The organism is Streptomyces sp. NPDC001020 (assembly GCF_053599115.1).
This window is the reverse complement of the sequence record NZ_JBSFLQ010000001.1, coordinates 170838-195840: the sequence shown is the minus strand read 5'-3', so window position 1 is coordinate 195840 and position 25003 is coordinate 170838. Positions and strand designations below refer to the sequence as shown.

Below are 25003 nucleotides of genomic sequence, written 5' to 3'. Positions count from 1 at the left end.
TCCATCCGATCGGATGGACCGCCTTCGGCGTATGCGCCCATAAGCGCTCGGACGGCGGGCCGCATCCCTGCCCGGGCGGCCCGTGGCCCACTCAGCGGCCGAGGGTGCGGCGCCCTCGGCCCTGGGACAATACGGGCAGGTTGCTGCGGGACGGCGGCCTGGAGCGCGTGTCCTCCTCGATCCGCAGCGCGAGCGCAGGGCAGCGGCGTACCGCCCGCAGCGCCTTCGCCTCGGCGTACCGCGGCACCGGCGCCTGGGCGACGGTGGGGAAGCCGTCGGCACCCAGCTCGAAGACCTCCGGGAGGATGTCCGCGCACAGGCCGTGGCCGCGGCACAGGGTCCAGTCGACGAAGATCTTCCGTCCACCGGCACCCGCCTCCGGCTCGGCCCGGCCGCTTTCGAAGAGGGGCAGGACGCCCTCCACGGGTCTGCCGCAGCCCTTGCCGAGGACATACGCGGCCAGGTCGTCCGCGAATGCCGTGACGGTCGATTCCAGGAACATCGCCGAGCCGTCCGGGTGCGAGCACGCGCCACGCCCCTTCACGGCCTTCGCGACCTGCTTGAGCGCTTCAAGGGCGGCGGGGCCGCCCCCGCCCAGGACGTCCTCCATACCGCGTGCCGCGGCGGGCAGCCCGAGGTAGCAGGGGCCGCACTGTCCCGCGCTCTCCTCGGCCAGCCACTTGGCCACCCGCAGGGACTCGCCCAGCGGGCAGGTGTCCTGGCTGATCGGCAGGATCGCACCGGCGCCGAGCGAGCCGCCCACGGCGGCCAGGGAGTTGCGCGAGACGACGGCCTGGTCGACCGTCGCCGCGTCGATCCATCTGCCGTGGTAGCCGCCGGTCAGGACGCCCTGCGGAACCGGCGGGGCGCCGGCCAGCTGGAGCACGTACCGCAGCGGCACGCCCGTGGGGACCTCGAGCACCATGGGGCGGCTGACCGCGCCGGAGACGGTGAGCATGACGGTGCCGGGCTCGTCGTACAGCCCGGTGTGGCGGTAGCGCTCGGGGCCGATGCGCGCGGCGATCGCGAGCTGGGCGAACGTCTCGGCGTTCGAGAGCAGCGTGGGTGCGCCGCCGACACCTCTCCGCGAAGCGCTGATCTTGCGGCCCGGCGGGATGGCCGGTCCGCCGTCGATGGAACGGATCAGCGACGCGGCCGCACCGGTGACCATGCGCACCGGATTGCGCTGCACGCGCGCGCGTATCGGCGCCCCGCGCCGGTTGCTCAGCCCGCGTTCGGCGAGCGCCTGTCTCATCGACCGCTCGGTGGAGGCACGAGTCACTCCGACGACGAGGGTGCGAGCGCCGAGGGCCTTCGCGGCCAGCAGGGCGCCGTCCACGATGAGGTGCGGGGCGCGGTTGATCAGCACCGTGTCCTTGCGGCAGGCGGGCTCGTCCTCGCTTCCGTTGACGACGACCACCGGCCGCACTCCGCGGCGGATCGCCGACTCGGCGACCGACCACAGCTTCTTGTGGAAGGGGAACCCCGCGCCGCCGCGCCCCTTCAGGGAGATCCGCTCGGCGAGCTGTGCGAGCTGCTCGCCGCCCAGCGGTTCGAGCGGGCCGTGCACCTTGAGGTGCAGGGACAGATCGAGTCTCTCGGCGAGGTCGAAACCCGATGTGAGCTGTGGCAGCCCCACCACGCGGACCTCTGGGACGTCGGGCAGGGCCTCGTTCACTCAAAGCCTCCGGAAGGGGCGTTCCAGGGTTCACCGGCTCTCGGCGTGCCGAAGGCGCCGGGCAGCGTTTCCGTTGCGGGACCCGTGTTGTACGTGTTGTTGGAGACGTACGTGCCATAGGGGGCGTTCGTCTCACCCGTGGCGTACGTCTCACTCACGCCGTACTCGCCCTGTCCCGGACTGCCGTAGGCGGGGATGCCGTATCCGGTGCTCTGGAGCGAGTCGTACCCGGTGGGGGGCGCCGCGCCGATGGGCGGCGACGGAATCGGCCGGTCGGCCGAGCCGCCGCCGGCGCGTTGCATCGCCTCCGTGGGTCGCACGCCCGGGGGAGGAACCATGCGCGGGGACATGGTGGGGGCCGGAGATGCCTCGTAGCGGGACGCGGAAGGCTGCGGAGGGATGCGCCCCACTGCGATGGCGTCGCCACGGCCCTCCGGGCGTGCGGTGAAGCCCGCCAGGACTGCCTCGGAGCTGCGGGCACGGCTCGCCGCCAGGCCCTTGCGGCCCTTTCGGTTCTCGGCGTCCAGGAGGGCGGCGATCCGATCGGCCAGCTTGCGCTTGAACGGGTGTGGGGCACTGCGCAGGGCCAGGGCGCCCAGGACTGCGATCAGGCAGAGGCTGTACATGATCACGATGGTCGGCTTCGCCTGGCGTCCCGCGTACAGGCCGTGGATCAGGGCGCAGCACCAGGCCGGGTAGGCCAGCATGTGCATGGCCCGCCAGTGGGCGGCGATGGGTGCGGGGGAGGCGAAGGCACTGCGCAGTGCGCCGGTGAGGGCCGTGAAGATCATCAGCAGGGCGGCCGCGGAACCCAGGCCGATGAGGCCCGCCGAACCGGTGACACCGAGGCTGAAGGGGATCAGCGCGGCGATCGGCCGAGTGTGGTCGAGCGCGAGCTTGACCGTGATGTGCAGCAGCAGGAAGGCGGCCGACGAGACGGCGGTCGCGCGGTGCACGGCCTGCGCGACGATGCGCTGGCGCGTGCCGAGGAACAGCCGGTCGGTCGCGATCAGGCCCCAGATCACCGAGCAGGACAGGGCGACCAGCGACAGGACGCCGGCGCCGTAATTGAGGAAGTCACGGACCGCGTTCCCGCCGGCCAGCACGATGACGGGTATGAGCGGCAGGACCACAACCGTCGCCACACCGTAGGCCGAGCGGCCCGGCTTGGGGAGCGAGCGGTGACTACGTCGAGGGTTCATGGGGGGCAACTCCGAACAGTTTCGGGAAGGAGGTCCCGCTGCCGCACTTTAGGCGGCTCCAAACCGAGCGGTACGAGGTTTGAGTTATTGCGTCGTTACCAAAGGGCAACGGGGAAGTTGTGATGTCCGAGGGGCCGTCGTCACGCGAATCTGCGTTTGAACTTCGTTCGTCTTTTCGAGACCTTCACAACCCGCCCCTGGGTGTTCGGGTGCGCCTCCCACCCCTCGGGAGCGCCCGGCCCGTCGCGGCGTCCTCGGGCACTGCGGTACCCTGACGCCATGCGTGCCGTACGCCTTCTGCTTAGCGAGCCGCGCTGATCAGTCCCGACCACCGGGCGAGTCCCAAGGTCGGAATCGGCGCGGCATCCCCTCCTGTGCGAGGGGATTTTTCGTTTCTTGAATGTCACAGCCGCTGGCAGAGACGATCGATGGAGCTTTGAGGATCATGAGCGAGACGAACCCCGCTGCCGCCGCTGCCGTGTCGGCGGCGGAGGCAGCACCGCACCGCTACACGGCCGCCATGGCGGCCGAGGTCGAGGCACGCTGGCAGGACTTCTGGGACGCCGAGGGCACGTACGAGGCGCCGAACCCGGGAGGAGACCTGGCCGGCGACCCCGAGGTGGTCGCCCGGCCCAAGAAGTTCATCATGGACATGTTCCCGTACCCCTCGGGTGCGGGCCTGCACGTCGGTCACCCCCTGGGCTACATCGCCACCGATGTGTTCGCCCGGTTCCAGCGCATGACCGGCCACAACGTCCTGCACACCCTGGGCTTCGACGCCTTCGGCCTGCCCGCCGAGCAGTACGCGGTGCAGACCGGCACGCACCCGCGGGTGTCCACCGAGGCCAACATCGAGAACATGAAGTCCCAGCTGCGCCGGCTGGGCCTGGGCCACGACAAGCGCCGGTCGTTCGCCACGATCGACCCGGCCTACTACAAGTGGACCCAGTGGATCTTCCTGCAGATCTTCAACTCGTGGTACGACGACGAGGCGAAGAAGGCCCGACCGATCTCCGAGCTGATCGCGCAGTTCGAGAGCGGCGAGCGCGGCGTACCCGGTGACCACGGGCGCGCGTGGAACGAGCTGAGCGCCGGCGAGCGCGCTGACGTCCTGGGCGAGTACCGCCTGGCGTACGCCTCCGACGCGCCCGTCAACTGGTGTCCGGGCCTGGGTACCGTCCTGGCGAACGAGGAGGTCACCGCCGACGGCCGTTCCGAGCGCGGAAACTTCCCCGTCTTCAAGTCCAGGCTGCGCCAGTGGAACATGCGCATCACGGCGTACGCGGACCGGCTGCTGGACGACCTGGAGGGGCTGGACTGGCCCGAGGCCATCAAGCTGCAGCAGCGCAACTGGATCGGCCGCTCCGAGGGCGCCCGCGTCGACTTCCCGATCGACGGTGAGGCGGTCACGATCTTCACCACGCGCCAGGACACCCTGTTCGGCGCGACCTACATGGTGCTGGCGCCCGAGCACCCGCTGGTCGAGAAGTTCACCCCCGACACCTGGCCCGAGGGCACGCACGAGGTGTGGACCGGCGGCCACGCCACGCCCGCCGAGGCCGTCACCGCCTACCGCGCCCAGGCGGCCTCGAAGTCCGACGTCGAACGACAGGCCGAGGCCAAGGACAAGACCGGTGTCTTCACGGGCGCGTACGCGCTCAACCCGGTCACCGGCGAGAAGATCCCGGTCTTCATCGCCGACTACGTCCTGATGGGCTACGGCACAGGCGCGATCATGGCCGTCCCGGCGCACGACAGCCGCGACTTCGCCTTCGCGCGCGCCTTCGAGCTGCCGGTCCGCTGTGTCGTCGAGCCGACCGACGGCCGCGGCACCGACGCGTCGACGTGGGACGACGCCTTCGTCGCGTACGACGCGAAGATCGTGAACTCCGTCGGCGAGGCCGTTTCGCTGGACGGTCTGAACGTCGTCGACGCCAAGGCGCGCATCACCGAGTGGCTGGAGCGCAAGGGCATCGGTCAGGGCACCGTCAACTTCCGCCTGCGTGACTGGCTGTTCAGCCGCCAGCGCTACTGGGGCGAGCCCTTCCCGATCGTCTACGACGAGGACGGCATCGCCCACGCGCTGCCCGACTCGATGCTGCCGCTGGAGCTGCCGGAGGTCGAGGACTACTCCCCGCGCACCTTTGACCCGGACGACGCGGACACCCAGCCCGAGACGCCGCTGTCGCGCAACGAGGAGTGGGTCAACGTCACCCTGGACCTGGGCGACGGACCGAAGAAGTACCGCCGCGAGACCAACACCATGCCCAACTGGGCGGGTTCGTGCTGGTACGAGCTGCGCTACCTGGACCCGCACAACGACCGGAAGCTGGTCGACCCGGAGATCGAGCGCTACTGGATGGGCCCGCGCGAGGGCATGCCGCACGGTGGCGTCGACCTGTACGTCGGTGGCGCCGAGCACGCCGTGCTGCACCTGCTGTACGCGCGGTTCTGGTCCAAGGTCCTGTACGACCTGGGGTACATCTCCTCGCCGGAGCCGTTCCACAAGCTGTTCAACCAGGGCATGATCCAGGCCTATGTCTACCGCGACGGCCGCGGCATCGCGGTGCCGGCCGCCGAGGTGGAGGAGCGCGACGGCGCCTGCTACTACCAGGGCGAGAAGGTCAGCCGCCTGCTGGGCAAGATGGGCAAGTCGCTGAAGAACGCGGTCACTCCGGACGAGATCTGCGCCGAGTACGGGGCGGACACGCTGCGCCTGTACGAGATGGCGATGGGACCACTGGACGTGTCGCGTCCGTGGGACACGCGCGCGGTGGTGGGCCAGTTCCGGCTGCTGCAGCGGCTCTGGCGCAACGTCGTCGACGAGAAGACCGGCGAAGTCACCGTCGTTGACACCGAGCCGGGCGAGGAGACGCTGCGCGCCCTGCACAAGGCGATCGACGGGGTGCGCCAGGACCTGGAGGGCCTGCGGTTCAACACCGCCATCGCCAAGATCACCGAGCTGAACAACCACCTGACGAAGACGGGCGGAGCGGTACCGCGTGTCGTCGCCGAGTCCCTGGTCCTGCTGGTCGCGCCGCTGGCCCCGCACGTCGCCGAGGAACTGTGGCGCAAGTTGGGCCACACCGACTCCGTCGTCCACCAGGACTTCCCGGTCGCCGACCCGGCGTACGTCGTCGACGAGACCGTGACCTGCGTGGTCCAGGTCAAGGGCAAGGTCAAGGCACGCCTGGAGGTTCCGCCCTCCATCTCCCAGGAGGAACTGGAGAAGGTGGCAATGGCGGACGAGAAGGTGGTCGCGGCACTGGGCGACGCCGGGATCCGCAAGGTGATCGTCCGCGCGCCGAAGCTGGTGAACATCGTCACCGCCTAGCCGTCGTCGCACCGGGGCGCGAACGCCCAGGTGAACGGCGCCTTCTCACCGCGTCGGGGTAGTCCCCTACGGGCAGGTTCGGGGTTCATACGGAACCCAGGGCCTGCCCGTTGCGTTTACCGTGGAGGAGTGGCGCAGCAGCCGCGTGGCCGGGCGTAGGAGGAGCGCAGTGGAAGCCGTCTTGACCGTCGTCGCGCTCCTGTGCGTGCTGTGCGTCGTACTCGGGGTCTATGCGACGGTGAAGGCGATCGGCGCGGCCAAACGCGGCGTGGACCGCACCATCGCGCAGGCCCGCCGTACGGTCGAGGACACCACGCTGCGCGCCAAGACCATTGCCCAGCCCGGTCCGGTGGGCGAACTCGCCCAGCTCCGTCTGAAGCTGCGTACCACCATGCGCGCCACGCAGGACGCGCTGCATGCGGGCGTCAGCGGGGACGAGTCGCTGAAGGAATCGCTGGAACTCTTCAAACGCCTCAGTGCGCACGGATTCGAGCTGGACGCCGAACTCAAGCGACTTGAGGCCGAGCCGGACCGCGGCACGATGGCCTCCCGGCTGCCCGGACTGCGCGAGCGTACCGAGCGGATCACGGGGTCGGCGGACTCGCTGCGCTGGGCGGCACACGACAGAGCCCGCCGGTTCGCGGAGGACGACCTGGACGCCCTGAGCGCGCAGATCGACGTGGAGGCGGGCGCGTTGCGCCACTGGGTCAAGGAGTCGCCGACGGCGTCCGCGCCGTCCTGGCCGGAGGCACCGGCCTCCGACGCAGTTGCCGCCGACGGCCGGACGTGGCCGGAGACTCCCGAGGCCCCTGCGCCGCAGGGGCCGACCCGACCCGCCATCACCCCACCGGGACAGCGGCCCGTGCACCCCTGGCAGCGGAAGGCGCGTCCAGAGAGCACATCATGATCTCGACCCGGTGCGACCCGGCCGGTGGGGCCGGGCTGCCACCCGTTCGTTCCGGCAGGTAACCTCCAGCTCATGTCCCGCCATGTCGCGATCGTCACCGATTCAACGGCCTATCTGCCGCCGCGGACGATGGAGCGCCACGGCATCACCGTGGTGCCGCTGACCGTGGTCCTGGGCAACCAGGCGCTCGAAGAGGGCACCGAGGTCTCCGCCCGCTCCCTGGCCCAGGCCCTGCAGAAGCGACGGCCCGTCACCACCTCCCGGCCCAGCCCCGAACTGTTCGCCGAGACCTACCGCAAGGTCGCGGAGACGGGGGCGAGCGGCATCGTCTCGCTGCACCTGTCCTCCGAGCTCTCGGGCACGTACGACGCCGCGGTACTCGCCGGGAGCAAGGCTCCCGTTCCGGTGCGCGTGGTCGACACGGGGATGGTCGCGATGGCCCTCGGTTTCTGCGCGCTGGCCGCCGCCAAGACCACGGAGGCGGGCGGCACCGTGGACGAGGCGGTCACCGCGGCGGAGAAGCGGGCGGCGGGCACTTCCGCGTACTTCTACGTCGACACCCTCGACTATCTGCGGCGGGGCGGCCGGATCGGAGCGGCGCAGGCGCTGCTGGGCTCGGCGCTCGCCGTGAAGCCGCTGCTGCAGCTGGACGGCGGCCGTATCGAGTTGCTGGAGAAGGTGCGTACGGCCTCCAGGGCCATCGGCCGCCTGGAGGAGATCGTGGCCGAGCGTGCGGGCGGCACGGAGGTCGACATCGCGGTCCATCATCTCGCCGCCCCTGAGCGGGCGTCGGCTCTCGCGGACCGCCTGCGGGCACGGGTGCCGGGGCTGGCCGACCTGCATGTGAGCGAGGTCGGAGCGGTGATCGGGGCGCACACCGGGCCCGGCCTGCTGGGGGCCGTGGTATCGCCGAGGTGACGCGGCGACACCGATGCCTGCTCGCATGGTCGCAGTGGCGGTTGTCCTCCGTGTGAGTGACGGGATTATCCACAACTTGGTAGTAATCCCCTGGATTTGACCAAGATCATCGCGAAGTGGACGGTGTACCCCATTCTCGGCACATGTCACTTCGATCACCTTCGCGGCCCTTCAGTCCTACTCCGACGAGTGGTCCCGGTCGCGGGCCCGGCTCCGACGGGCGCACGCGCCACCGCCTGCGGCACGCGCGGCACCGCGCCCGACGGCACCACCGGGCACCGGCCGCCGACATCCTGCGCCTGCGTGCGGAGGGGCTCTTCACACAAGGGGTGAAGGAGCGGAGGGAGTCGGGGAACGGGCCGCCGTCCGAGGCCTCGACCATGGACGAGCCACGGACGCGTACGACAGCGGATGGCGGCAACGTCCGGCTGCCGGGACAAGACGGCGTCGAGCCGGTCCGGCTGCCCCGGCCGGGGCGGGCTGCCTCTGCCCCCGAGGAGGGTGGCGACGTCCCTGTACACGGGGCGACGGGTGGCGCGTGGGGGGAGCGGGTCGGGCCTGCCGTGCGCGAGCGGCTGCCGCTGTGGCTGCAGACGAGGTGCGGGCTGGAGCGCAGGAGCGTGGCGGCGCTGAGTGTGCTGCTCGTGGTCGCCGCGGTGTTTGCCGCACAGCATTTCTGGGTCGGACGGACGCAGCCGGTGCAGGCACCCGAGGAGGTGCGGGCGGCGGCACCGCACGGGGTGCGAGGAACCGAGCGGTCGACTGAGCCGGGTGGTTCGAGAGGGCCGCGGGCGGAGGTCGCGGCCGGCGCGGAGACGGGGGCGGCCGGCGCGGTCGTCGTGGACGTCAGCGGCAAGGTACACAAGCCCGGACTCCTCAGGCTTCCGGCCGGATCCAGGGTCGCGGACGCCCTGCTGGCCGCGGGCGGTGTGCGTCCGGGCACCGACACCGACGGCCTCAACCGCGCCCGCCTCCTGGTGGACGGCGAACAGATCCTGGTCGGCGGCCCCACCCCGGCGCCGGGCACCGACCCTGCGGGCCCGGCCATCGGTGGATCGGCGCGCGGCGCGGCCCCCGCCACCCCGGTCTCGCTCAACACGGCGACCATGGACCAGCTCAACGCACTGCCGGGCGTGGGCCCCGTCCTGGCCCAGCACATCGTCGACTACCGCACCCAGCACGGCGGATTCCGCTCGGTCGACGAACTCCGCAAGGTCAGCGGCATCGGCGAGCGCCGCTTCGCCGATCTGCGGAATCTCGTACGACCATGAGGGGGCCGGAGGAAGGAGGCGTGGACGGGGCACAGGCGCCGCCCCAGGGCGGGCGGACCGGCGCCTCGTGGACTACGGGCCCCGACCGCGCGGCTGCGCGGGGCGTCCTTGATTCGCCCGCCGCCCCCAGTCGCCTGGGCGACCCGCACCCCCGGCAGGACAGCCCGACGGACCTGCGGCTGGTGCCACCGGCGCTCGCGGCCTGGGGGACGGCGGCATGGGCGGTACATGCCCCGCCCGCGTGGCTCACCGGTGTGGTCGTCATCTGCCTCGCGGCGGCCGGCGGGTTGTTGGTGGTGCGGCGGCAGGGGGAGCGCGACGTCGCCGAGGCCGGTCGCCGGCCAGGGGGCGCCTGGTCGAAGGCGTCCGTCGCCGCCGTGCTGCTCTGTGTCGCGGCGACCGGGGCTTCTGCCGGCCTTCATGGCGCGGACCTGCGGCGGGGACCCGTCCCGGCACTCGCGCGTCAACACGCCGAGGTGACCGCGGAGATCGAGGTCTCCTCCGATCCGCGGTTCGCCCGGCCCAGGGTCAAGGGCGACCACATGACGCCGACCGCCGTACTGTTCGACGGGGAGATCCGGCGTCTGACGAAGCCGGACGGGACCGTGACGGCGACCCGGGCGCCGGTCCTGGTGATCGCCGACGTGAACCGTCGGACGGTGAGGGACGGTTCGACGGGTGCAGCGAAGGGGGCCGGGTCCACATCCTGGCCGGCGCTGTTGCCCTCCACGCGGGTACGGGTGACCGTACGGCTGGTACCCCCGCTGGCCGGGGGTGACCGCGTCGCCGCCGTGGCGCGGGTGCGCGGCGGGGGCCCACCCGAAGTGGTGGGTGAGCCGACCGGGGCGCAGCGTTGGGCGGGGCGGCTGCGCGCCGGGCTCCGAGAGGCGACGGAAGGGCTCGATCCGGATCCAAGGGCGCTGTTGCCGGGGCTGGTCGTGGGGGACACCGCACGGGTCACGCCCGAGTTGGACGACGCCTTCAAGGCAACCGACCTCGCCCACCTGCTGGCCGTCAGCGGCGGCAACTTCACTATCCTGCTGGCCCTGTTCATCGGCCCGGCAAGTCTGGCGCAACGCGTCGAGCGCCGGGGACTCGCGCCACGGCTCGGCATCTCGCTGCGGGGGACAGCGCTGCTCGGCGGGGCGCTCACGCTCGGCTTCGTGGTCGTGTGCCGACCGGACCCGAGCGTGCTGCGGGCCGCGGCCTGCGGGGCGATCGCCCTGGTCGCCATCGCGACCGGGCGCCGCAGATCCCTGCTTCCCGCGCTGGCCGCGGCCGTCCTGCTGCTGGTGCTCTACGACCCCTGGCTCGCCCGGAGCTACGGCTTCCTGCTCTCCGTGCTGGCGACCGGCGCCCTGCTCACCATCGCCCCACGTTGGAGTGCGTCACTGCGCCGGCGCCATGTGCCGCCGCGCCTGGCCGAAGCACTGGCCGCCGCGGCCGCCGCGCAGGCGGTGTGCGCGCCGGTCGTCGTGGTGCTGTCGGCGCGGGTGAGCCTGGTCGCGGTGCCGTGCAACCTGCTCGCGGAGTTCGCGGTGGTCCCGGCGACGATGCTGGGCTTCGCCGCGCTCGCTGCCGCACCGGTGGCGATGTCCCTTGCCAAGGCGCTGGCGTGGGGCGCGAGTTGGCCGGCGGGGTGGATCGCCGGTATCGCGCGTACGGGGGCGTCTCTGCCGGGCGGCGGAGTGGACTGGCCTCGCAGTTGGACGGGGGCGCTGCTGCTCGCGGCGGTGACGATGCTCGTCGTGTTCATCGGCCGACGCCTCCTTCGGCACCCCTGGCTGGCCGGCGTCTGCGCCCTGGTGCTGCTGCTTGTGGTGGTGCAGCCGCCGCCCCTGCCCCGTGTGATCACGGGGTGGCCACCACCCCGCTGGAGGTTCGCCATGTGTGACGTGGGCCAGGGGGACGCGACCGTGCTCGCCGCGGGCGACGCCACGGCGGTGGTCGTGGACGCGGGCCCCGATCCGGTGCTGGTCGACCGTTGTCTGACTCGGCTCGGCGTCACCCGCATTCCGTTGATCGTGCTGACCCACTTCCACGCCGACCATGTGGCGGGGCTACCAGGAGTGCTGCGCGGGCGTTCGGTGGGTGCGATCGAGACGACCGGATTGGAGGAGCCACGGGAGCAGGCCGCATCCGTCCGGGCGCAGGCGGCCGCCCGGCGCATTCCGGTGACGCGTGCCGTGGCCGGGGAGCACCGCCGTACCGGAGCGCTCGACTGGCGGGTGCTTTGGCCGCCGCCAGAACCCGCCTCGCTCCCGGACGGGCCGAACGACGCGAGCGTCGCCCTGCTCGTACGGTCGGCGGGACTCACCCTGTTGCTGCCCGGTGATCTCGAACCGCTGTCCCAGCAGGAGCTGTTGAGGTCACCGGCCGGTGCCGGGCTGGGGCCCGTGGACGTTCTCAAGGTCGCCCATCATGGATCGGCGTACCAGGATCCGCAGCTCATACGGAGGCTGGCGCCACGGCTCGCGCTCGTGTCGTGCGGCCGGGACAACCCGTACGGTCATCCGGCGCCGAGCACCCTCGCGGCGCTGCGGGACGAGGGCGCGCTTGTGCTGCGTACGGACCGGGACGGGGCGATCGCCGTCACCGGAGAAGGCAAGGGACTGGCCGTGGCGAGGGACTGAAGTCGCGATACCCGTGAAAGACCGAGCAAAAAAGGCCAATTGGGGGTACTCGTGCTTAGTTCAGGTACATGTTCTGGTTTCCCGTGATGTAGTCCGTGTTGCCTCGAAAGCCTCAGTGGTGATCAAATGCATCTTCGATAGCAGATAGTGTCACGTTGCGCAGGGGTGTCGCAGATGATCGGCCGTTGGCGGGGAAACCGTACGAACCAGGTGCAACGGACCGGGCCCCTCACGGCGATATGGATGCCGCCCAACGCCGGAGTACTCAGCTGTCGGGTGCTCGATCCGGTCAACGAGCCAGTGAGGCACGCCGAGTTCACGGTTAGTGACGCCCTGGGCCGCAAGGTGGTGGCGGGCGGCACGGACCCGTTCGGGTCGTTCCTGACGACCGTGCCGGCGGGGGAGTACCGGCTGGCGGTGTCGGCCGAGGGGTACACGCCGTACCTGGCGAGCGTCGTTGTCGCGGAGAACTCCCTGGCCTCGCTGGGCGATGTCACGCTCCAGGTCGCCCGGCCGCCGGAGCTGCCGAGGGCGGGCGATTGGGAGATCGACCCGACGCATTCCTCGATCGCGTTCACCGCGCGGCATATCGGACTGGCCCGGATCCACGGGCGGTTCAACACGTTCGCAGGGGTTGCCCGGGTCGCCGACCCGATGGAGCGTTCCGCGATTCACGTGGTGATCGACGCTGCCTCCATCGACACCAACGTCGCGATGCGGGACCACCACCTGCGGTCCGCGGACTTCCTGGATGTGGCGCGCTTTCCGACCCTGGAGTTCTACGGCGACCGGTTCGTGCACAAGGGCGGCACGAGGTGGGCGGTGACCGGGGCGCTGACCCTGCACGGGGTGACGCGGACGGTGACGCTCGAAACGGAGTACCTCGGCCTCGGCAACGGCGTGGAGGGCGAGGTGAGGGCCGCCTGCCGGGCCACCACGGAACTGCACCGCGACGACTTCACCGTGAGCTGGCAGACGATGCTCGCCCGGGGAATCGCGGCCGTCGGTCCGAGCATCACGATCGACTTGGACGTGCAGCTCGTGCCCAAGGTTTGACCTGCGTGTTCGCTGCCGGTGGCGTGCCGGAGAATGGCCCCGTGAGCGATGTGAGACACGTACTGGTGCTGCCCGACCGCGATGCCGCGGAAGAGGCGGCGGAGGCGCTCGGGGAGCGGTTCGGCCTCGATGAGGAGCCGCAGATCGTGCGGGACGCCTTGGCCGGTGAGGACGATGCCGAGGACGCGCAGTGGCTGGTGGTGCTGCGGGACGAGGACGGGCTGCTCGACCCGGAGCGGCTGGACGCGTTCGCGGGGGAGTGGGACGGCTGGCGGGAGGCGCCGTAACTCCTGGTGCCTGCCGTGCGCCGACAGGGCCCGGCGGTGAGCGGCCGGTGCCGGGATCGTGTTGTCAGTGGCGCGTGGGATGCTTTCTGTGATGGCCAAGAAGACCGCGAATGACGACCCTCTCGCCCCCGTCACCCTGGCCGTGGGCCAGGAGGACCTCCTGCTCGACCGTGCCGTGCAGGAGGTGGTGGCCGCCGCGCGAGCCGCCGACGCCGACACGGACGTACGGGATCTGACCTCGGACCAGTTGCAGCCCGGCACGCTGGCCGAGCTGACCAGTCCGTCGCTCTTCGCCGAGCGCAAGGTCGTGGTCGTACGCAACGCACAGGATCTGCAGGCCGACACGATCAAGGAGCTGAAGGGGTACTTCGGCTCGCCCGCCGAGGAGATCACCCTTGTGCTGCTGCACGCGGGCGGCGCCAAAGGCAAGGGGCTGCTCGACGCCGCGCGCAAGTCGGGGGCGCGGGAGGTGGCCTGTCCCAAGATGACGAAGCCGGCGGACCGGTTGGCGTTCGTCCGAGGGGAGTTCCGGACGCAGGGCCGGTCGGCGACGCCCGAGGCGTGCCAGGCGCTCGTCGATGCGATCGGAAGCGATCTGCGGGAGCTGGCGTCCGCGGTGTCCCAGCTCGTCGCCGACGTCGAGGGCACCATCGACGAGACGGTGGTCGGGCGCTACTACACCGGACGGGCCGAGGCGTCGAGCTTCACGGTCGCGGACCGGGCCGTCGAGGGGCGGGCCGCGGAGGCGCTGGAGGCGCTCAGATGGTCGCTGGCCACGGGGGTGGCACCGGTGATGATCACCAGTGCGCTCGCGCAGGGGGTGCGGGCGATCGGGAAGCTGTCGTCGGCGCGCGGCGGTCGTCCCGCGGACCTTGCCCGCGAGCTGGGAATGCCGCCGTGGAAGATCGACCGGGTGCGCCAGCAGATGCGGGGGTGGACGCCGGACGGCGTGGCGATCGCCCTTCGGGCGGTAGCCGAGGCCGACGCCGGCGTCAAGGGTGGCGGTGACGATCCGGAGTACGCCCTGGAGAAGGCCGTCGTCACGATCGCGCGGGCGGCGCGATCCAGGGGGCGGGCGTAGCCGCGGGCCACCCATCCGCCCTGCGGGCCTGTGGCCCGGTGGTGGTGTCCTGTGGGCCTGTCGTGCCGCGATCGTGCCCTGCGGGCCTTGTGGCCCGGCGGTGCCGGCGGTGCTGTTCTGCGGGCCTGCCGTCCCGCCTCTGCTCTGGGGCAGCCCCCGGATTCGGCACAGCCGAGCCCCGCGCACGCCGAAGGCCCCTGCGTCCGTCCTGGGGAAGGTCAGACGCAGGGGCCTTGGTTCAAGCTCGTGGGCTCGTACCCGCGTGGCGAACGCAGGCCGCGTACGAGCCCGGGTGCCGGGTGGGAGCGGATGAGAGAGGGCCCGCTCGGTTCCCTCCGGCGTTCAAATCAAGTTTCAGCCCTTGAGGGCCGCGACCTTGGTGGCCAGCGCCGACTTCTTGTTGGCGGCCGAGTTCTTGTGGATGACGCCCTTCGAGACGGCCTTGTCGAGCTGACGCGCGGCGACGCGCTGGAGCTCGGTGGCCTTCTCGACGTCACCCGCGGCAGCGGCCTCGCGAGCCTTGCGGATCGCGGTCTTGAGCGAGGACTTGACGGCCTTGTTGCGCAGGCGCGCCTTCTCGTTCGTCTTGTTCCGCTTGATCTGGGACTTGATGTTCGCCACGAATGAGCCTTTACAGGTTCAGGCACGCGAGACTGACCGTCTCCCGCGCCGGTGATTTCTTCAGATGTGCCTCGCGCTGAGAGGGCATGAGACACAGTGACCCAGGCTACCAGCCGCCTTTCCGGCCGCCCAAACCGGTCGCAGCCTCTCGCGCGTGGGACCATGGAAGCTACGTATAGATCCGACCCGAGACCGCAGACACTGCGGACGCCTCAAGAATCAGGACCCTGCGTGCCCGCGATCCCTAGCCATGTGCCCGAGCCGAGCCGTACCGGCCCGGCGCTGATCCGCAACTTCTGCATCATCGCGCACATCGACCACGGCAAGTCCACGCTCGCCGACCGGATGCTCCAGCTGACCGGCGTCGTCGAGCAGCGGCAGATGCGCGCTCAGTACCTCGACCGCATGGACATCGAGCGCGAGCGTGGCATCACGATCAAATCCCAGGCGGTGCGTCTGCCGTGGGCCCCGACCCACGATCCGGGCAACACGCACATCCTCAACATGATCGACACCCCGGGACACGTCGACTTCACGTACGAGGTCTCGCGGTCGCTCGCCGCCTGCGAGGGGACCATCCTCCTCGTCGACGCCGCCCAGGGCATCGAGGCCCAGACCCTCGCCAACCTCTACCTGGCGATGGAGAACGACCTCACGATCATTCCCGTCCTCAACAAGATCGATCTGCCTGCGGCGCAGCCGGAGAAGTTCGCCGAGGAACTCGCCAACCTGGTGGGGTGCGAGCCGGACGACGTGCTCAAGGTGTCGGCCAAGACCGGCCTGGGCGTCGAGGCGCTGCTCGACAAGGTCGTCGACCAGATCCCGGCCCCCGTCGGCGTCGCGGACGCGCCCGCCCGCGCGATGATCTTCGACTCCGTGTACGACTCCTACCGGGGCGTGGTCACCTACGTCCGTGTGATCGACGGACAGCTCAACAAGCGCGAGCGCATCAGGATGATGTCCACCGGCGCGACCCACGAACTGCTGGAGATCGGCGTCAACTCGCCCGAGATGCTCCCGGCCGACGGGCTCGGGGTCGGCGAGGTGGGCTACCTCATCACCGGTGTGAAGGACGTCCGCCAGTCCAAGGTCGGTGACACGATCACCAGCCAGCACAAGGGCGCCGAAGAGCCCCTGGGCGGGTACAAGGACCCGAAGCCGATGGTCTTCTCGGGCCTGTATCCGCTCGACGGCTCCGACTACCCCGACCTGCGCGAGGCCCTCGACAAGCTCCAGCTCAACGACGCCGCTCTCGTCTACGAGCCGGAGACCTCCGCCGCCCTCGGCTTCGGTTTCCGCGTCGGCTTCCTGGGTCTGCTGCACCTCGACGTGGTCCGCGAGCGACTGGAGCGCGAGTTCGGGCTCGACCTGATCGCCACCGCGCCGAACGTCGTCTACCGCGTGCTCATGGAGGACGGCACCGAGCACACGGTCACCAACCCGAGCGAGTTCCCCGAGGGGAAGCTCGCCGAGGTGTACGAGCCGGTGGTCCGGGCCACGATCCTCGCGCCCACCGAGTTCATCGGCGCGATCATGGAGCTGTGCCAGACCCGCCGCGGCACCCTCCTCGGCATGGACTACCTCTCCGAGGACCGCGTCGAGATCCGCTACACCCTCCCGCTCGCCGAGATCGTCTTCGACTTCTTCGACCAGCTGAAGTCCAAGACCCGCGGGTACGCCTCCCTCGACTACGAGCCCACCGGCGAGCAGACCTCCAGCCTGGTCAAGGTGGACATCCTGCTGCACGGCGACAAGGTCGACGCCTTCTCGGCGATCACCCACAAGGACCAGGCGTACGCATACGGTGTACGACTCGTCGCCAAGCTGAAGGAACTCATCCCGCGGCAGAGCTTCGAGGTGCCGGTGCAGGCCGCCGTCGGCTCCCGGGTGATCGCCCGCGAGACCATCCGTGCCATCCGCAAGGACGTCCTCGCCAAGTGCTACGGCGGTGACATCTCCCGTAAGCGGAAGCTGCTGGAGAAGCAGAAGGAAGGCAAGAAGCGGATGAAGATGGTGGGTTCCGTGGAGGTTCCACAGGAGGCCTTCATCGCCGTGCTCTCCAGCGACGACAGCGGGGGATCGAGCAAGGCCAAGAAGTAACCACTGGCTGCTTTCGGGCAGACCGGGTGGAACAGGGGCTCGTCGTGCGAAAGCGCGGCGGGCCCCTTTGCATGGGACCAGCACTCCTGGAGGAAGCGAGGGCCCGTCGCCTCTTACGCACTGGCCGGTCGGGCTCTACCCTGATCGGACTCCATAGTTACTCGCGAGTTAAACAAGTGCCCGCGAGCGAATACAGCCGAAATGAGCCAGCCGCATCGTCGCGGGCCCCCGGAGGATGTCGTGAGTGACACACAGACTTTGATCGATAACCGTCCGCCGTCCGTGGCGGCCCTCTTCCTGGAGCGTGTGGCGGCCACACCGGATGCCGAGGCTTACCGGTACCCCGTACCGCCCTCGTCGGGTGAGGGCCCGGACGACTGGAAGTCGCTGAGCTGGGCGCAGGCCGCCGAGCGGGTCTTCGCGGTCGCGGCCGGACTGATCGAGCTGGGTGTGCGGCCGGAGCAGCGGGTGGCGCTGGCCTCCTCGACACGGGTCGAATGGATCCTCGCCGACCTGGGCATCCTGTGTGCCGGTGCGGCCACGACGACGGTCTACCCGCAGACGAACGCCGACGAGTCCGCGTTCATCCTCTCCGACTCGGAGAGCAGGGTGCTCATCGCGGAGAACGTCGAGCAGCTCGCCAAGGCGCAGGAGAAGCGCGACGAGCTGCCCGAGCTGACCCATGTGGTGGTGATCGACCCCAAGGGCGTCGAGACCGGCGACCGGGTGCTCACCCTCGCCGAGCTGGAGACCCGGGGCGCCGCGTACCTGGAGGAGCACCCCGAGCTGATCAAGGAGCGGGTCGGCGCGATCACCAGCGACCAGCTCGCCACCCTGATCTACACCTCGGGTACCACCGGCCGCCCCAAGGGCGTGCGTCTGCCGCACGACAACTGGTCGTACATGGCCAAGGCGATCGCCGCGACCGGGCTCCTCGACGGTGAGGACGTGCAGTACCTGTGGCTGCCGCTCGCGCACGTCTTCGGCAAGGTCCTCACCTCCGGCCAGATCGAGATCGGGCACGTCACCGCCGTCGACGGCCGTGTCGAAAAGATCATCGAGAATCTGCCGGTGGTCCAGCCGACGTACATGGCAGCCGTGCCGCGCATCTTCGAGAAGGTCTACAACGGGGTCGCGGCCAAGGCGCGGGCCGGTGGTGCCGCCAAGTACAAGATCTTCCAGTGGTCGGTCGAGGTCGCGCGCGAGTACGCAAAGGTCACGCAGGACAACTTCCGCCGCACAGGCACCCACTCCGCGCCCTTCGGTCTCGCCGCCAAGCACAAGGTCGCCGACGCGCTCGTGTACGCCAAGATCCGTGAGGCCTTCGGTGGCAGGCTGCGGGCCTGCATCTCCGGGTCCGCCGCCCTCGCGCCCGAGATCGGCTATTTCTTCGCCGGCGCCGGCGTCCACATCCTGGAGGGGTACGGACTCACGGAGTCCTCCGCCGCATCCTTCGTGAACCCCGGCGAGGCCTACCGCACCGGCACCGTCGGCAAGCCGCTGCCCGGCACCGAGGTGCGCATCGCGGACGACGGCGAGATCCTGCTGCGCGGCCCCGGCATCATGGAGGGCTACCACGGGCTGCCGGAGAAGACCGCCGAGGTGCTGGAGTCGGACGGCTGGTTCCACACCGGTGACATCGGCGAACTCTCGCCCGACGGATACCTGCGCATCACCGACCGCAAGAAGGACCTCATCAAGACCTCCGGTGGAAAGTACATCGCGCCCGCCGAGGTCGAGGGCCAGTTCAAGGCGGTGTGTCCGTACGTCTCCAACATCCTCGTGCACGGCGCCGACCGGAACTTCTGCACCGCGCTGATCGCCCTCGACGAGGTGTCCGTCCTGGAGTGGGCGAAGGCGAACGGCCTGGAGGGCAAGTCATACGCGGACGTCGTCGCCGCGCCCGCCACGGTGGAGATGGTCAAAAGCTACGTCGAGCAGCTCAACCAGGGCCTCCAGCGCTGGCAGACCATCAAGAAGTTCCGCCTGCTGCCGCGCGACCTCGATGTGGAGCACGGTGAGGTCACGCCGAGCCTGAAGCTGAAGCGGCCGGTGGTGGAGCGGGAGTACAAGCATCTGATCGACGAGATGTACAGCGGTACCCGCGAGGCATAGGGGACTCCTGGGGCCTCTCGTTCGGACCAGGCCGGGCTCGCGGGATCTGGCACCGTTCCCTGCTCCGGCCCGCCCGGAACGAAAAGGCCCCAGCCGCAGGACCTGGCTGCGCGGTTCCGTCAGATCCGAGGACCCCGATACCCGAATCCTTCCGGTTTCTCGCGCATCCGTAGCACTGTTCTCACCCGCGGAGGCTCACTTCGGTAACTCCGCGCTCATGGATGCGGCCGGTCTGTCACCCTGTCCCCATCGTCAGAGGCGAATTTGCGCGAACTGCTCGGGGAGCTGTCGATGGGGGCCATACCGACGCGTCGGGAAGCCATCTCCCGTGCCCGCGATACGCCCGAGCACGAGGGGACGGGCCGGCGCGCGGTGGTGCGTACGACGCTGCCCGGCGGCCCGCTCGCGCCCGGCGCCGCTCGCCGTTTCGTGCGCGCCGCCCTCGCCGAATGGGCCGGCCTCGCCGAGCCCGACACCTTCACCGAGCGCCTGAGGGACGACGCCCTGCTCGTCACCAGCGAACTCGTCACCAACGCCGTCGTCCACGCGGGCACGGACGTGGACCTGGTCTGCCGACTGGAGGATGCGGACGAGGAGCCGGCCGGCCTCGTCATCGAGGTCTGCGACCACCACCCCTCGCGGGCGGTACGGGAGGACAGCAACGAAACCCCTTATGGCATACCGGAGTACGGGCGCGGTCTGCGGCTCGTCTCCAAGCTCTCCACGGCCTGGGGGATCACCTACCGCACCGGTGCCAAGACCGTCTGGGCGCGGCTGCCCCTGGACGGTGTCCTGGACGCCGAGGAGGACATCGACGCGTACGCGGGCGGCGGTGCCCTGGACCACGGACCGGACACGACCGAGTTACCCGGGCCCGACGTCCTGGCGTGCGCCGACCCCCGGTACGGCGCACGGGACCGGGACTGGCGGGGCCACGGTGCCCTCTCCTTCCTGGCCGAGGCCTCCGATCTGCTCACCGGACAGCTCGACGAGGACCTGGTGGCCGCGCTCACCGGACAACTGCTCGTACCGCGGCTCGCGGACTGGTGCGCGGTATGGCTGGAGGACGAGGCCACCGGTTGGCACGGGCCCGAGGCGGTGGTGGCCACCGGTCCACGGCTCGCCCGTGTCTGGCACGGCAGCGAGAACCGCATCGAGGAACTGCGCCGGGCCCTGGAGAAGGACCCGCCCCGGCTGCCCGAGTCCGTGCGCTCCCGGGCGGTGCCCGTGCGCTGGCCGGGCGAGGCGCTGGGCCCGCGGGGCGCCGTCGGGGCGGCACTCGCCTACCGGCTGATCGCCGGCGGGCGGCCGCTGGGCACACTCGTCATCGGACGGGCAGGGCTGCCGCGCTTCCCCGACGAGGTCACCGGGCTCGTCGAGGACCTCAGCAGACGGGTGGCGCTGGCCATCGGAGCGGCCCGGCAGTACGCCCGGCAGGCCACCATCAGCCAGGTGCTGCAGCGCGGGCTGCTGCCCGGCGCGGTCGCCGAGATCCCCGGGGTGAGCAGTGCGCTCGTCTACGAACCCCGCGACAAGGGCGGGCCGAGCGGCGACTTCTACGACCTGTTCCCGGCAGGCCACGGACGGTGGTGCTTCGCTCTCGGTGACGTGCAGGGCAAGGGGCCGGAGGCGGCGGTCGTGATCGGGCTCGCCCGGCCCTGGCTGCGGCTGCTGGCCCGCGAGGGCTACGCGGTGCCCGACGTCCTGGACCGCCTCAACCAGCTCCTGCTGGACGACGCGACAGAGGCCTCGGACGCGGCGGCGCGGGCGCTGGTCACGGCGGGCGCCCCGGTGCCGTTCGCCGACGACGGCCCCCATGCCCGCTTCCTCTCCCTGCTCTACGGCGAGCTGGTCCCCTTCGACGGCGGAGTGCGCTGCACGCTCGCCGCCGCCGGGCATCCGCTGCCGCTGCTGTTGCGCCCGGACGGTGACGTACGGGCCGTGGCACAGCCGCAGACCCTCCTCGGGGTCGTCGAGGACGTGACGTACACATGCGAGACCTTCGAGCTGCGCCCCGCCGACACACTGCTGTGCGTCACGGACGGGGTGACCGAGCGGCGCAGCGGGACCCGCCAGTTCGACGACGGTGACGGGCTCGCGGCGGCCCTCGCCGGATGCGCCGGGCTGAGCGCGCGGCCGATCGCGGAGCGGATCAGAAAGCTGGTGCACGAGTTCGGCGAGGAACCGCCGGAGGACGATCTGGCGCTGCTGGTGCTGCGGGCGGATTGAGCGGAGCCATGAGCAGAACCATCAGCAGAACGAGGAGTCCGGGCGGTACGGGACAATGGAGGACATGCCTTCCGCACTTCCCGACGGCGAGCCCGTCCCCGACGACGGGGCACTGCCCGCCCAGGCCCTGGCCGGGGCCGCCGACCGCCCTCTCGGGTTCTACCTCCACGTGCCGTACTGCGCGACGCGCTGCGGCTACTGCGACTTCAACACCTACACGGCGACGGAGCTGCGCGGCACGGGCGGGGTGCTGGCGTCCCGCGACAACTACGCCCAGACGCTGATCGAGGAGATCCGCCTGGCCCGCAAGGTGCTGGGCGACGACCCGCGCGAGGTCCGCACGGTCTTCGTCGGAGGCGGTACGCCGACCCTGCTGCCCGCGGACGACCTCGTACGGATGCTGGCCGCGATCCGCGACGAGTTCGGCCTCGCGGACGACGCGGAGGTGACGACGGAGGCGAACCCGGAGTCGGTGGACGAGCGGTATCTGGTCACGCTCCGGGAGGGCGGCTTCAACCGGATCTCCTTCGGCATGCAGAGCGCGAAGCAGCACGTCCTGAAGATCCTCGACCGCACACACACCCCCGGCCGCCCCGAGGCCTGTGTGGCCGAGGCACGCGTGGCGGGCTTCGAGCACGTGAACCTCGATCTGATCTACGGCACGCCGGGGGAGTCGGACGACGACTGGCGGGCGTCGTTGGACGCGGCGCTGGGCGCGGGGCCGGACCACATCTCGGCGTACGCCCTGATCGTCGAGGAAGGCACCCAGCTCGCGCGCCGCATCCGTCGGGGCGAGGTCCCGATGACGGACGACGACGTCCACGCGGACCGCTACCTGATCGCGGACGAGGCGCTGGCGGGGGCGGGCTACGACTGGTACGAGGTCTCGAACTGGGCCACGTCCGAGTCCGGCCGCTGCCTGCACAACGAGCTGTACTGGCGCGGCGCCGACTGGTGGGGCGCCGGCCCGGGCGCCCACAGCCATGTGGGCGGGGTGCGCTGGTGGAACGTGAAGCACCCGGGCGCGTACGCGGCGGCGTTGGCGGCGGGGCGGTCGCCGGGGGCCGGGCGCGAGGTGCTGTCGGACGAGGACCGCCGGGTGGAGCGCATCCTGCTGGAGCTGCGGCTGCGGGAGGGCGCACCGCTGTCCCTGCTGCGGGAGAAGGGGCTGGCGGCTTCCCGCCGCGCGCTCGCGGAGGGGCTGCTGCAGGAGGGGGCCTACGCGGAGGGGCGGGCCGTTCTGACGCTGCGGGGGCGGCTGCTGGCGGACGCGGTGGTGCGGGACCTGGTGGACTGATCACTCCGGCGGGTGAATCGGTGCGGAGCGGGGGTTCGGTCCCTAACCTGGTTCGTAGGCTGCCGCTAACAGTACGCGGCGGATGTGGAGGCCACGGAGATGACCGCTGTGGACGAGCGTGGGATGGCAGAGTTCTTCGCGGGGTTCGAGCCCCCGGAGGGCGTCAAGGCCGAGCTTCTCCGGGGGGAAATCGTCATGATGTCGAGTCCCGATCTGGTGCATAACCGGATCGTCGCCAGTGTGCAGGACCAGATCCCGAGGGAGCGGTGGGAGCGGCTGCAGACCACGGACGTTGACATCGTCAGTGAGGCGAGTGAGCCCGTACCAGACCTGGTGATTCTGGAGCGCGACGTCAGCCCTGCGTCGGGGCGCCTGCTGCCGTGCAACCTCATCACGTTGGTGGTCGAGGTGGTGTCCAAAACCAGTGTCGATCGGGACTACGGCATGAAGCGCTCGATCTACGCGGCAGGCAAGGTGCCCGCCTACCTGATCGTCGACCCTGTTGTGGCCCATTGCGTTCTGCTCACCGAGCCCACGGGCATCGGCGAGGACGCCGACTACCAGGTACAGCGGATCACCAAGTTCGGTGAGCCTGTGCCGCTGGAGCTGCTCGGCATCAAGTTGGAGACCAGCGACTTCGGCACGCTCCCCGGCGTCAGGCCTCACCGCCGACCGTAACGAAGTCGATCAACTCCTCCACCCGCCCCAGCAGTTCCGGCTCCAGATCCTTGTAGGACCCCACCCGCGACAGGATCCCCTGCCACACCGCCCCCGTGTTCTCCGGCCACCCGAGCGCCCGGCACACCCCCCTCTTCCAGTCCTGGCCGTGCGGGACGCGCGGCCACTCCCTGATACCCAGGGACGCCGGTTTCACCGCCTGCCAGATGTCGATGTACGGGTGTCCCACCACCAGGGCGTGTTCGCTCGTCACCGACTGCGCGATGCGCCACTCCTTGGTGCCCGGGACCAGATGGTCCACCAGGACGCCGAGGCGGGCGTCCGGGCCGGGGGAGAAGGCCGAGACGATCGACGGCAGGTCGTCCACGCCCTCCAGGTACTCCACCACCACGCCCTCGACGCGCAGGTCGTCGCCCCACACCCGCTCGACCAGTTCCGCGTCGTGGCGGCCCTCCACATAGATACGGCCGGCACGGGCCACGCGCGCGCGTGCGCCGGGGACGGCCACCGAACCCGACGCCGTACGGGTCGGACGCACCGGAGCCTTCGACGGGCGTACCAGCGTCACCACCCGCCCCTCCAGCAGGAACCCCCGCGGCTCCAGGGGAAACACCCGGTGCTTGCCGAACCGGTCCTCCAGGGTGACCGTGCCCGCCTCGCAGCGGATCACCGCGCCGCAGAAGCCGGTGCGCGGCTCCTCCACCACCAGACCGGGGTCCGCCGGGACCTCCGGCACGGGCTTGGGCTTCTTCCACGGCGGGGTCAGGTCCGGCGAGTACTGGCGCATTCGGATGACGATAGGAGAAGCCCGGGGCGTGATGTCGTACGAGGGTCTACGACACGCCGAAACGGGCCGCCAGCTCGTCCCGCTGGGAGCGGACGAACCGCGCGTCCACCACCGCACCGTGCCCCGGCACGTACAGCGCGTCCTCTCCGCCCAGCTTCAGCAGCCGGTCCAGTGCGGCCGGCCAGTGCGAGGGAACCGCGTCCGGGCCCGCCTGCGGCTCGCCGGACTCCTCCACCAGGTCCCCGCAGAACACCACCGCCGGGTCCCCGGGGACGAGGACGGCCAGGTCGTGGGCCGTGTGACCCGGGCCCACGTTCGCCAGCAACACCTCCACCCCGCCCAGATCGAGCGTCCGCTCGTCCGAGACCTGGTGGTGTGGGCGCACCAGCGCCTCCGCGGCCTCGACCGCCTCGTCCGAGGCCAGGCCGTGGCGGATCGCATCCCCGCGCAACTCGTCGCGCTCGCGGACGAACAGGGCGTCGAGGCCCACCGCTCCGAACACCTCCGCGCCGTCGAACACCGCCGCGCCGAAGACATGGTCGAAGTGGGGGTGCGTGAACGCGAGATGTGTCACACGTCTCTCCGCCCCCAGCGGCGCGAGCAGCCGCCCCGCCTCGGCGCGCAACCACGCACCCTCGCGCAGGCTCGACCCCGGGTCGATCACGAGCGTTCCGTGGTCGCCCACGACCAGTCCCGCCGTGCAGTCCCAGACCGGAAGCCGTACACGACCGGCCCGTGAACCGAGCGCCTCCCACCCGGATTCTTCCCACAACACCGTCATGGCGCGACGCTATAGGCATGCGCCCGGT

At 70.7% G+C, this 25003-nt stretch carries 18 protein-coding genes; 13 read left to right on the top strand and 5 right to left on the bottom strand.

All coding sequences use genetic code 11. The features are described 5' to 3' along the window. Positions 1–91 precede the first annotated feature (91 nt). Together ACWDEX_RS00895 and ACWDEX_RS00890 are read right to left on the bottom strand one after the other, a co-directional pair. On the bottom strand, positions 92–1678 hold the full coding sequence (locus tag ACWDEX_RS00895; protein ID WP_450460962.1) for an NADH-ubiquinone oxidoreductase-F iron-sulfur binding region domain-containing protein: 1587 nt from the start codon (positions 1676–1678) through the stop codon (positions 92–94). Further along, on the bottom strand, positions 1675–2880 hold the full coding sequence (locus tag ACWDEX_RS00890; RefSeq protein WP_450460961.1) for a cytochrome b/b6 domain-containing protein: 1206 nt from the start codon (positions 2878–2880) through the stop codon (positions 1675–1677). Before ACWDEX_RS00890 ends, ACWDEX_RS00895 begins: the two co-directional genes overlap by 4 nt. A gap of 445 nt (positions 2881–3325) precedes the next feature. Here ACWDEX_RS00890 and leuS point away from each other — a divergent pair, with 445 nt between their 5' ends. The 8 genes from leuS to holA all read left to right on the top strand — a co-directional run bounded on the left by leuS (position 3326) and on the right by holA (position 14367). Next, a complete protein-coding gene (gene leuS, locus ACWDEX_RS00885; RefSeq protein WP_450460960.1) occupies positions 3326–6214 on the top strand; it encodes a leucine--tRNA ligase in 2889 nt (962 codons plus the stop codon). Between the two features lie 169 nt (positions 6215–6383). Further along, complete coding sequence (locus tag ACWDEX_RS00880; RefSeq protein WP_450460959.1) at positions 6384–7121, top strand: hypothetical protein; 738 nt, start codon at positions 6384–6386, stop codon at positions 7119–7121. A gap of 72 nt (positions 7122–7193) precedes the next feature. Then, positions 7194–8039, top strand: coding sequence for a DegV family protein (locus ACWDEX_RS00875; protein WP_450460958.1), 846 nt, complete (start codon positions 7194–7196; stop codon positions 8037–8039). A 143-nt stretch (positions 8040–8182) separates the two neighbouring features. Further along, on the top strand, positions 8183–9310 hold the full coding sequence (locus ACWDEX_RS00870) for a helix-hairpin-helix domain-containing protein (RefSeq protein ID WP_450460957.1): 1128 nt from the start codon (positions 8183–8185) through the stop codon (positions 9308–9310). Further along, entirely contained in the window at positions 9307–11943 is a 2637-nt protein-coding gene (locus ACWDEX_RS00865; protein WP_450460956.1) for a ComEC/Rec2 family competence protein, read from the top strand. The genes ACWDEX_RS00870 and ACWDEX_RS00865 overlap by 4 nt, the downstream gene beginning before the upstream one ends. Before the next feature lie 174 nt (positions 11944–12117). Continuing rightward, positions 12118–12999: a YceI family protein gene (locus tag ACWDEX_RS00860; RefSeq protein WP_450461108.1), complete on the top strand. Its 882-nt coding sequence runs from the start codon at positions 12118–12120 to the stop codon at positions 12997–12999. 41 nt (positions 13000–13040) lie between these two features. After that, on the top strand, positions 13041–13286 hold the full coding sequence (locus ACWDEX_RS00855) for a hypothetical protein (protein WP_450460955.1): 246 nt from the start codon (positions 13041–13043) through the stop codon (positions 13284–13286). A gap of 91 nt (positions 13287–13377) precedes the next feature. Then, positions 13378–14367: a DNA polymerase III subunit delta gene (holA, locus tag ACWDEX_RS00850; protein WP_450460954.1), complete on the top strand. Its 990-nt coding sequence runs from the start codon at positions 13378–13380 to the stop codon at positions 14365–14367. 354 nt (positions 14368–14721) lie between these two features. On the opposite strand, the gene rpsT is transcribed toward holA, so the two are convergent. Next, positions 14722–14988 carry a 30S ribosomal protein S20 gene (gene rpsT, locus ACWDEX_RS00845; RefSeq protein WP_450460953.1) on the bottom strand — a complete coding sequence of 89 codons (267 nt, stop codon included), beginning with the start codon at positions 14986–14988 and terminating at the stop codon, positions 14722–14724. A gap of 231 nt (positions 14989–15219) precedes the next feature. On the opposite strand from rpsT, the gene lepA reads away from it, so the two are divergent. From lepA to ACWDEX_RS00820, 5 genes are all read left to right on the top strand, one after another. Further along, positions 15220–17088 (top strand): translation elongation factor 4, encoded by a 1869-nt coding sequence (gene lepA / locus ACWDEX_RS00840; RefSeq protein ID WP_450460952.1) that lies wholly within the window; start codon positions 15220–15222, stop codon positions 17086–17088. 240 nt (positions 17089–17328) lie between these two features. Next, complete coding sequence (locus tag ACWDEX_RS00835; RefSeq protein ID WP_450460951.1) at positions 17329–19203, top strand: AMP-dependent synthetase/ligase; 1875 nt, start codon at positions 17329–17331, stop codon at positions 19201–19203. Between the two features lie 291 nt (positions 19204–19494). Further along, positions 19495–21432: a SpoIIE family protein phosphatase gene (locus ACWDEX_RS00830; RefSeq protein WP_450460949.1), complete on the top strand. Its 1938-nt coding sequence runs from the start codon at positions 19495–19497 to the stop codon at positions 21430–21432. A gap of 64 nt (positions 21433–21496) precedes the next feature. Continuing rightward, on the top strand, positions 21497–22729 hold the full coding sequence (gene hemW / locus ACWDEX_RS00825; protein WP_450460948.1) for a radical SAM family heme chaperone HemW: 1233 nt from the start codon (positions 21497–21499) through the stop codon (positions 22727–22729). A 99-nt stretch (positions 22730–22828) separates the two neighbouring features. Beyond that, a complete protein-coding gene (locus tag ACWDEX_RS00820; protein WP_450460947.1) occupies positions 22829–23407 on the top strand; it encodes a Uma2 family endonuclease in 579 nt (192 codons plus the stop codon). Here ACWDEX_RS00820 and ACWDEX_RS00815 read toward each other — a convergent pair. Together ACWDEX_RS00815 and ACWDEX_RS00810 are read right to left on the bottom strand one after the other, a co-directional pair. Then, positions 23385–24194 (bottom strand): DUF3097 domain-containing protein, encoded by an 810-nt coding sequence (locus ACWDEX_RS00815; protein ID WP_450460946.1) that lies wholly within the window; start codon positions 24192–24194, stop codon positions 23385–23387. The genes ACWDEX_RS00820 and ACWDEX_RS00815 overlap by 23 nt on opposite strands. Before the next feature lie 46 nt (positions 24195–24240). Beyond that, the gene (locus tag ACWDEX_RS00810; protein ID WP_450460945.1) at positions 24241–24975 is read right to left on the bottom strand and encodes an MBL fold metallo-hydrolase; all 735 of its coding nucleotides are present in this window, start codon (positions 24973–24975) and stop codon (positions 24241–24243) included. Positions 24976–25003 lie beyond the last annotated feature (28 nt).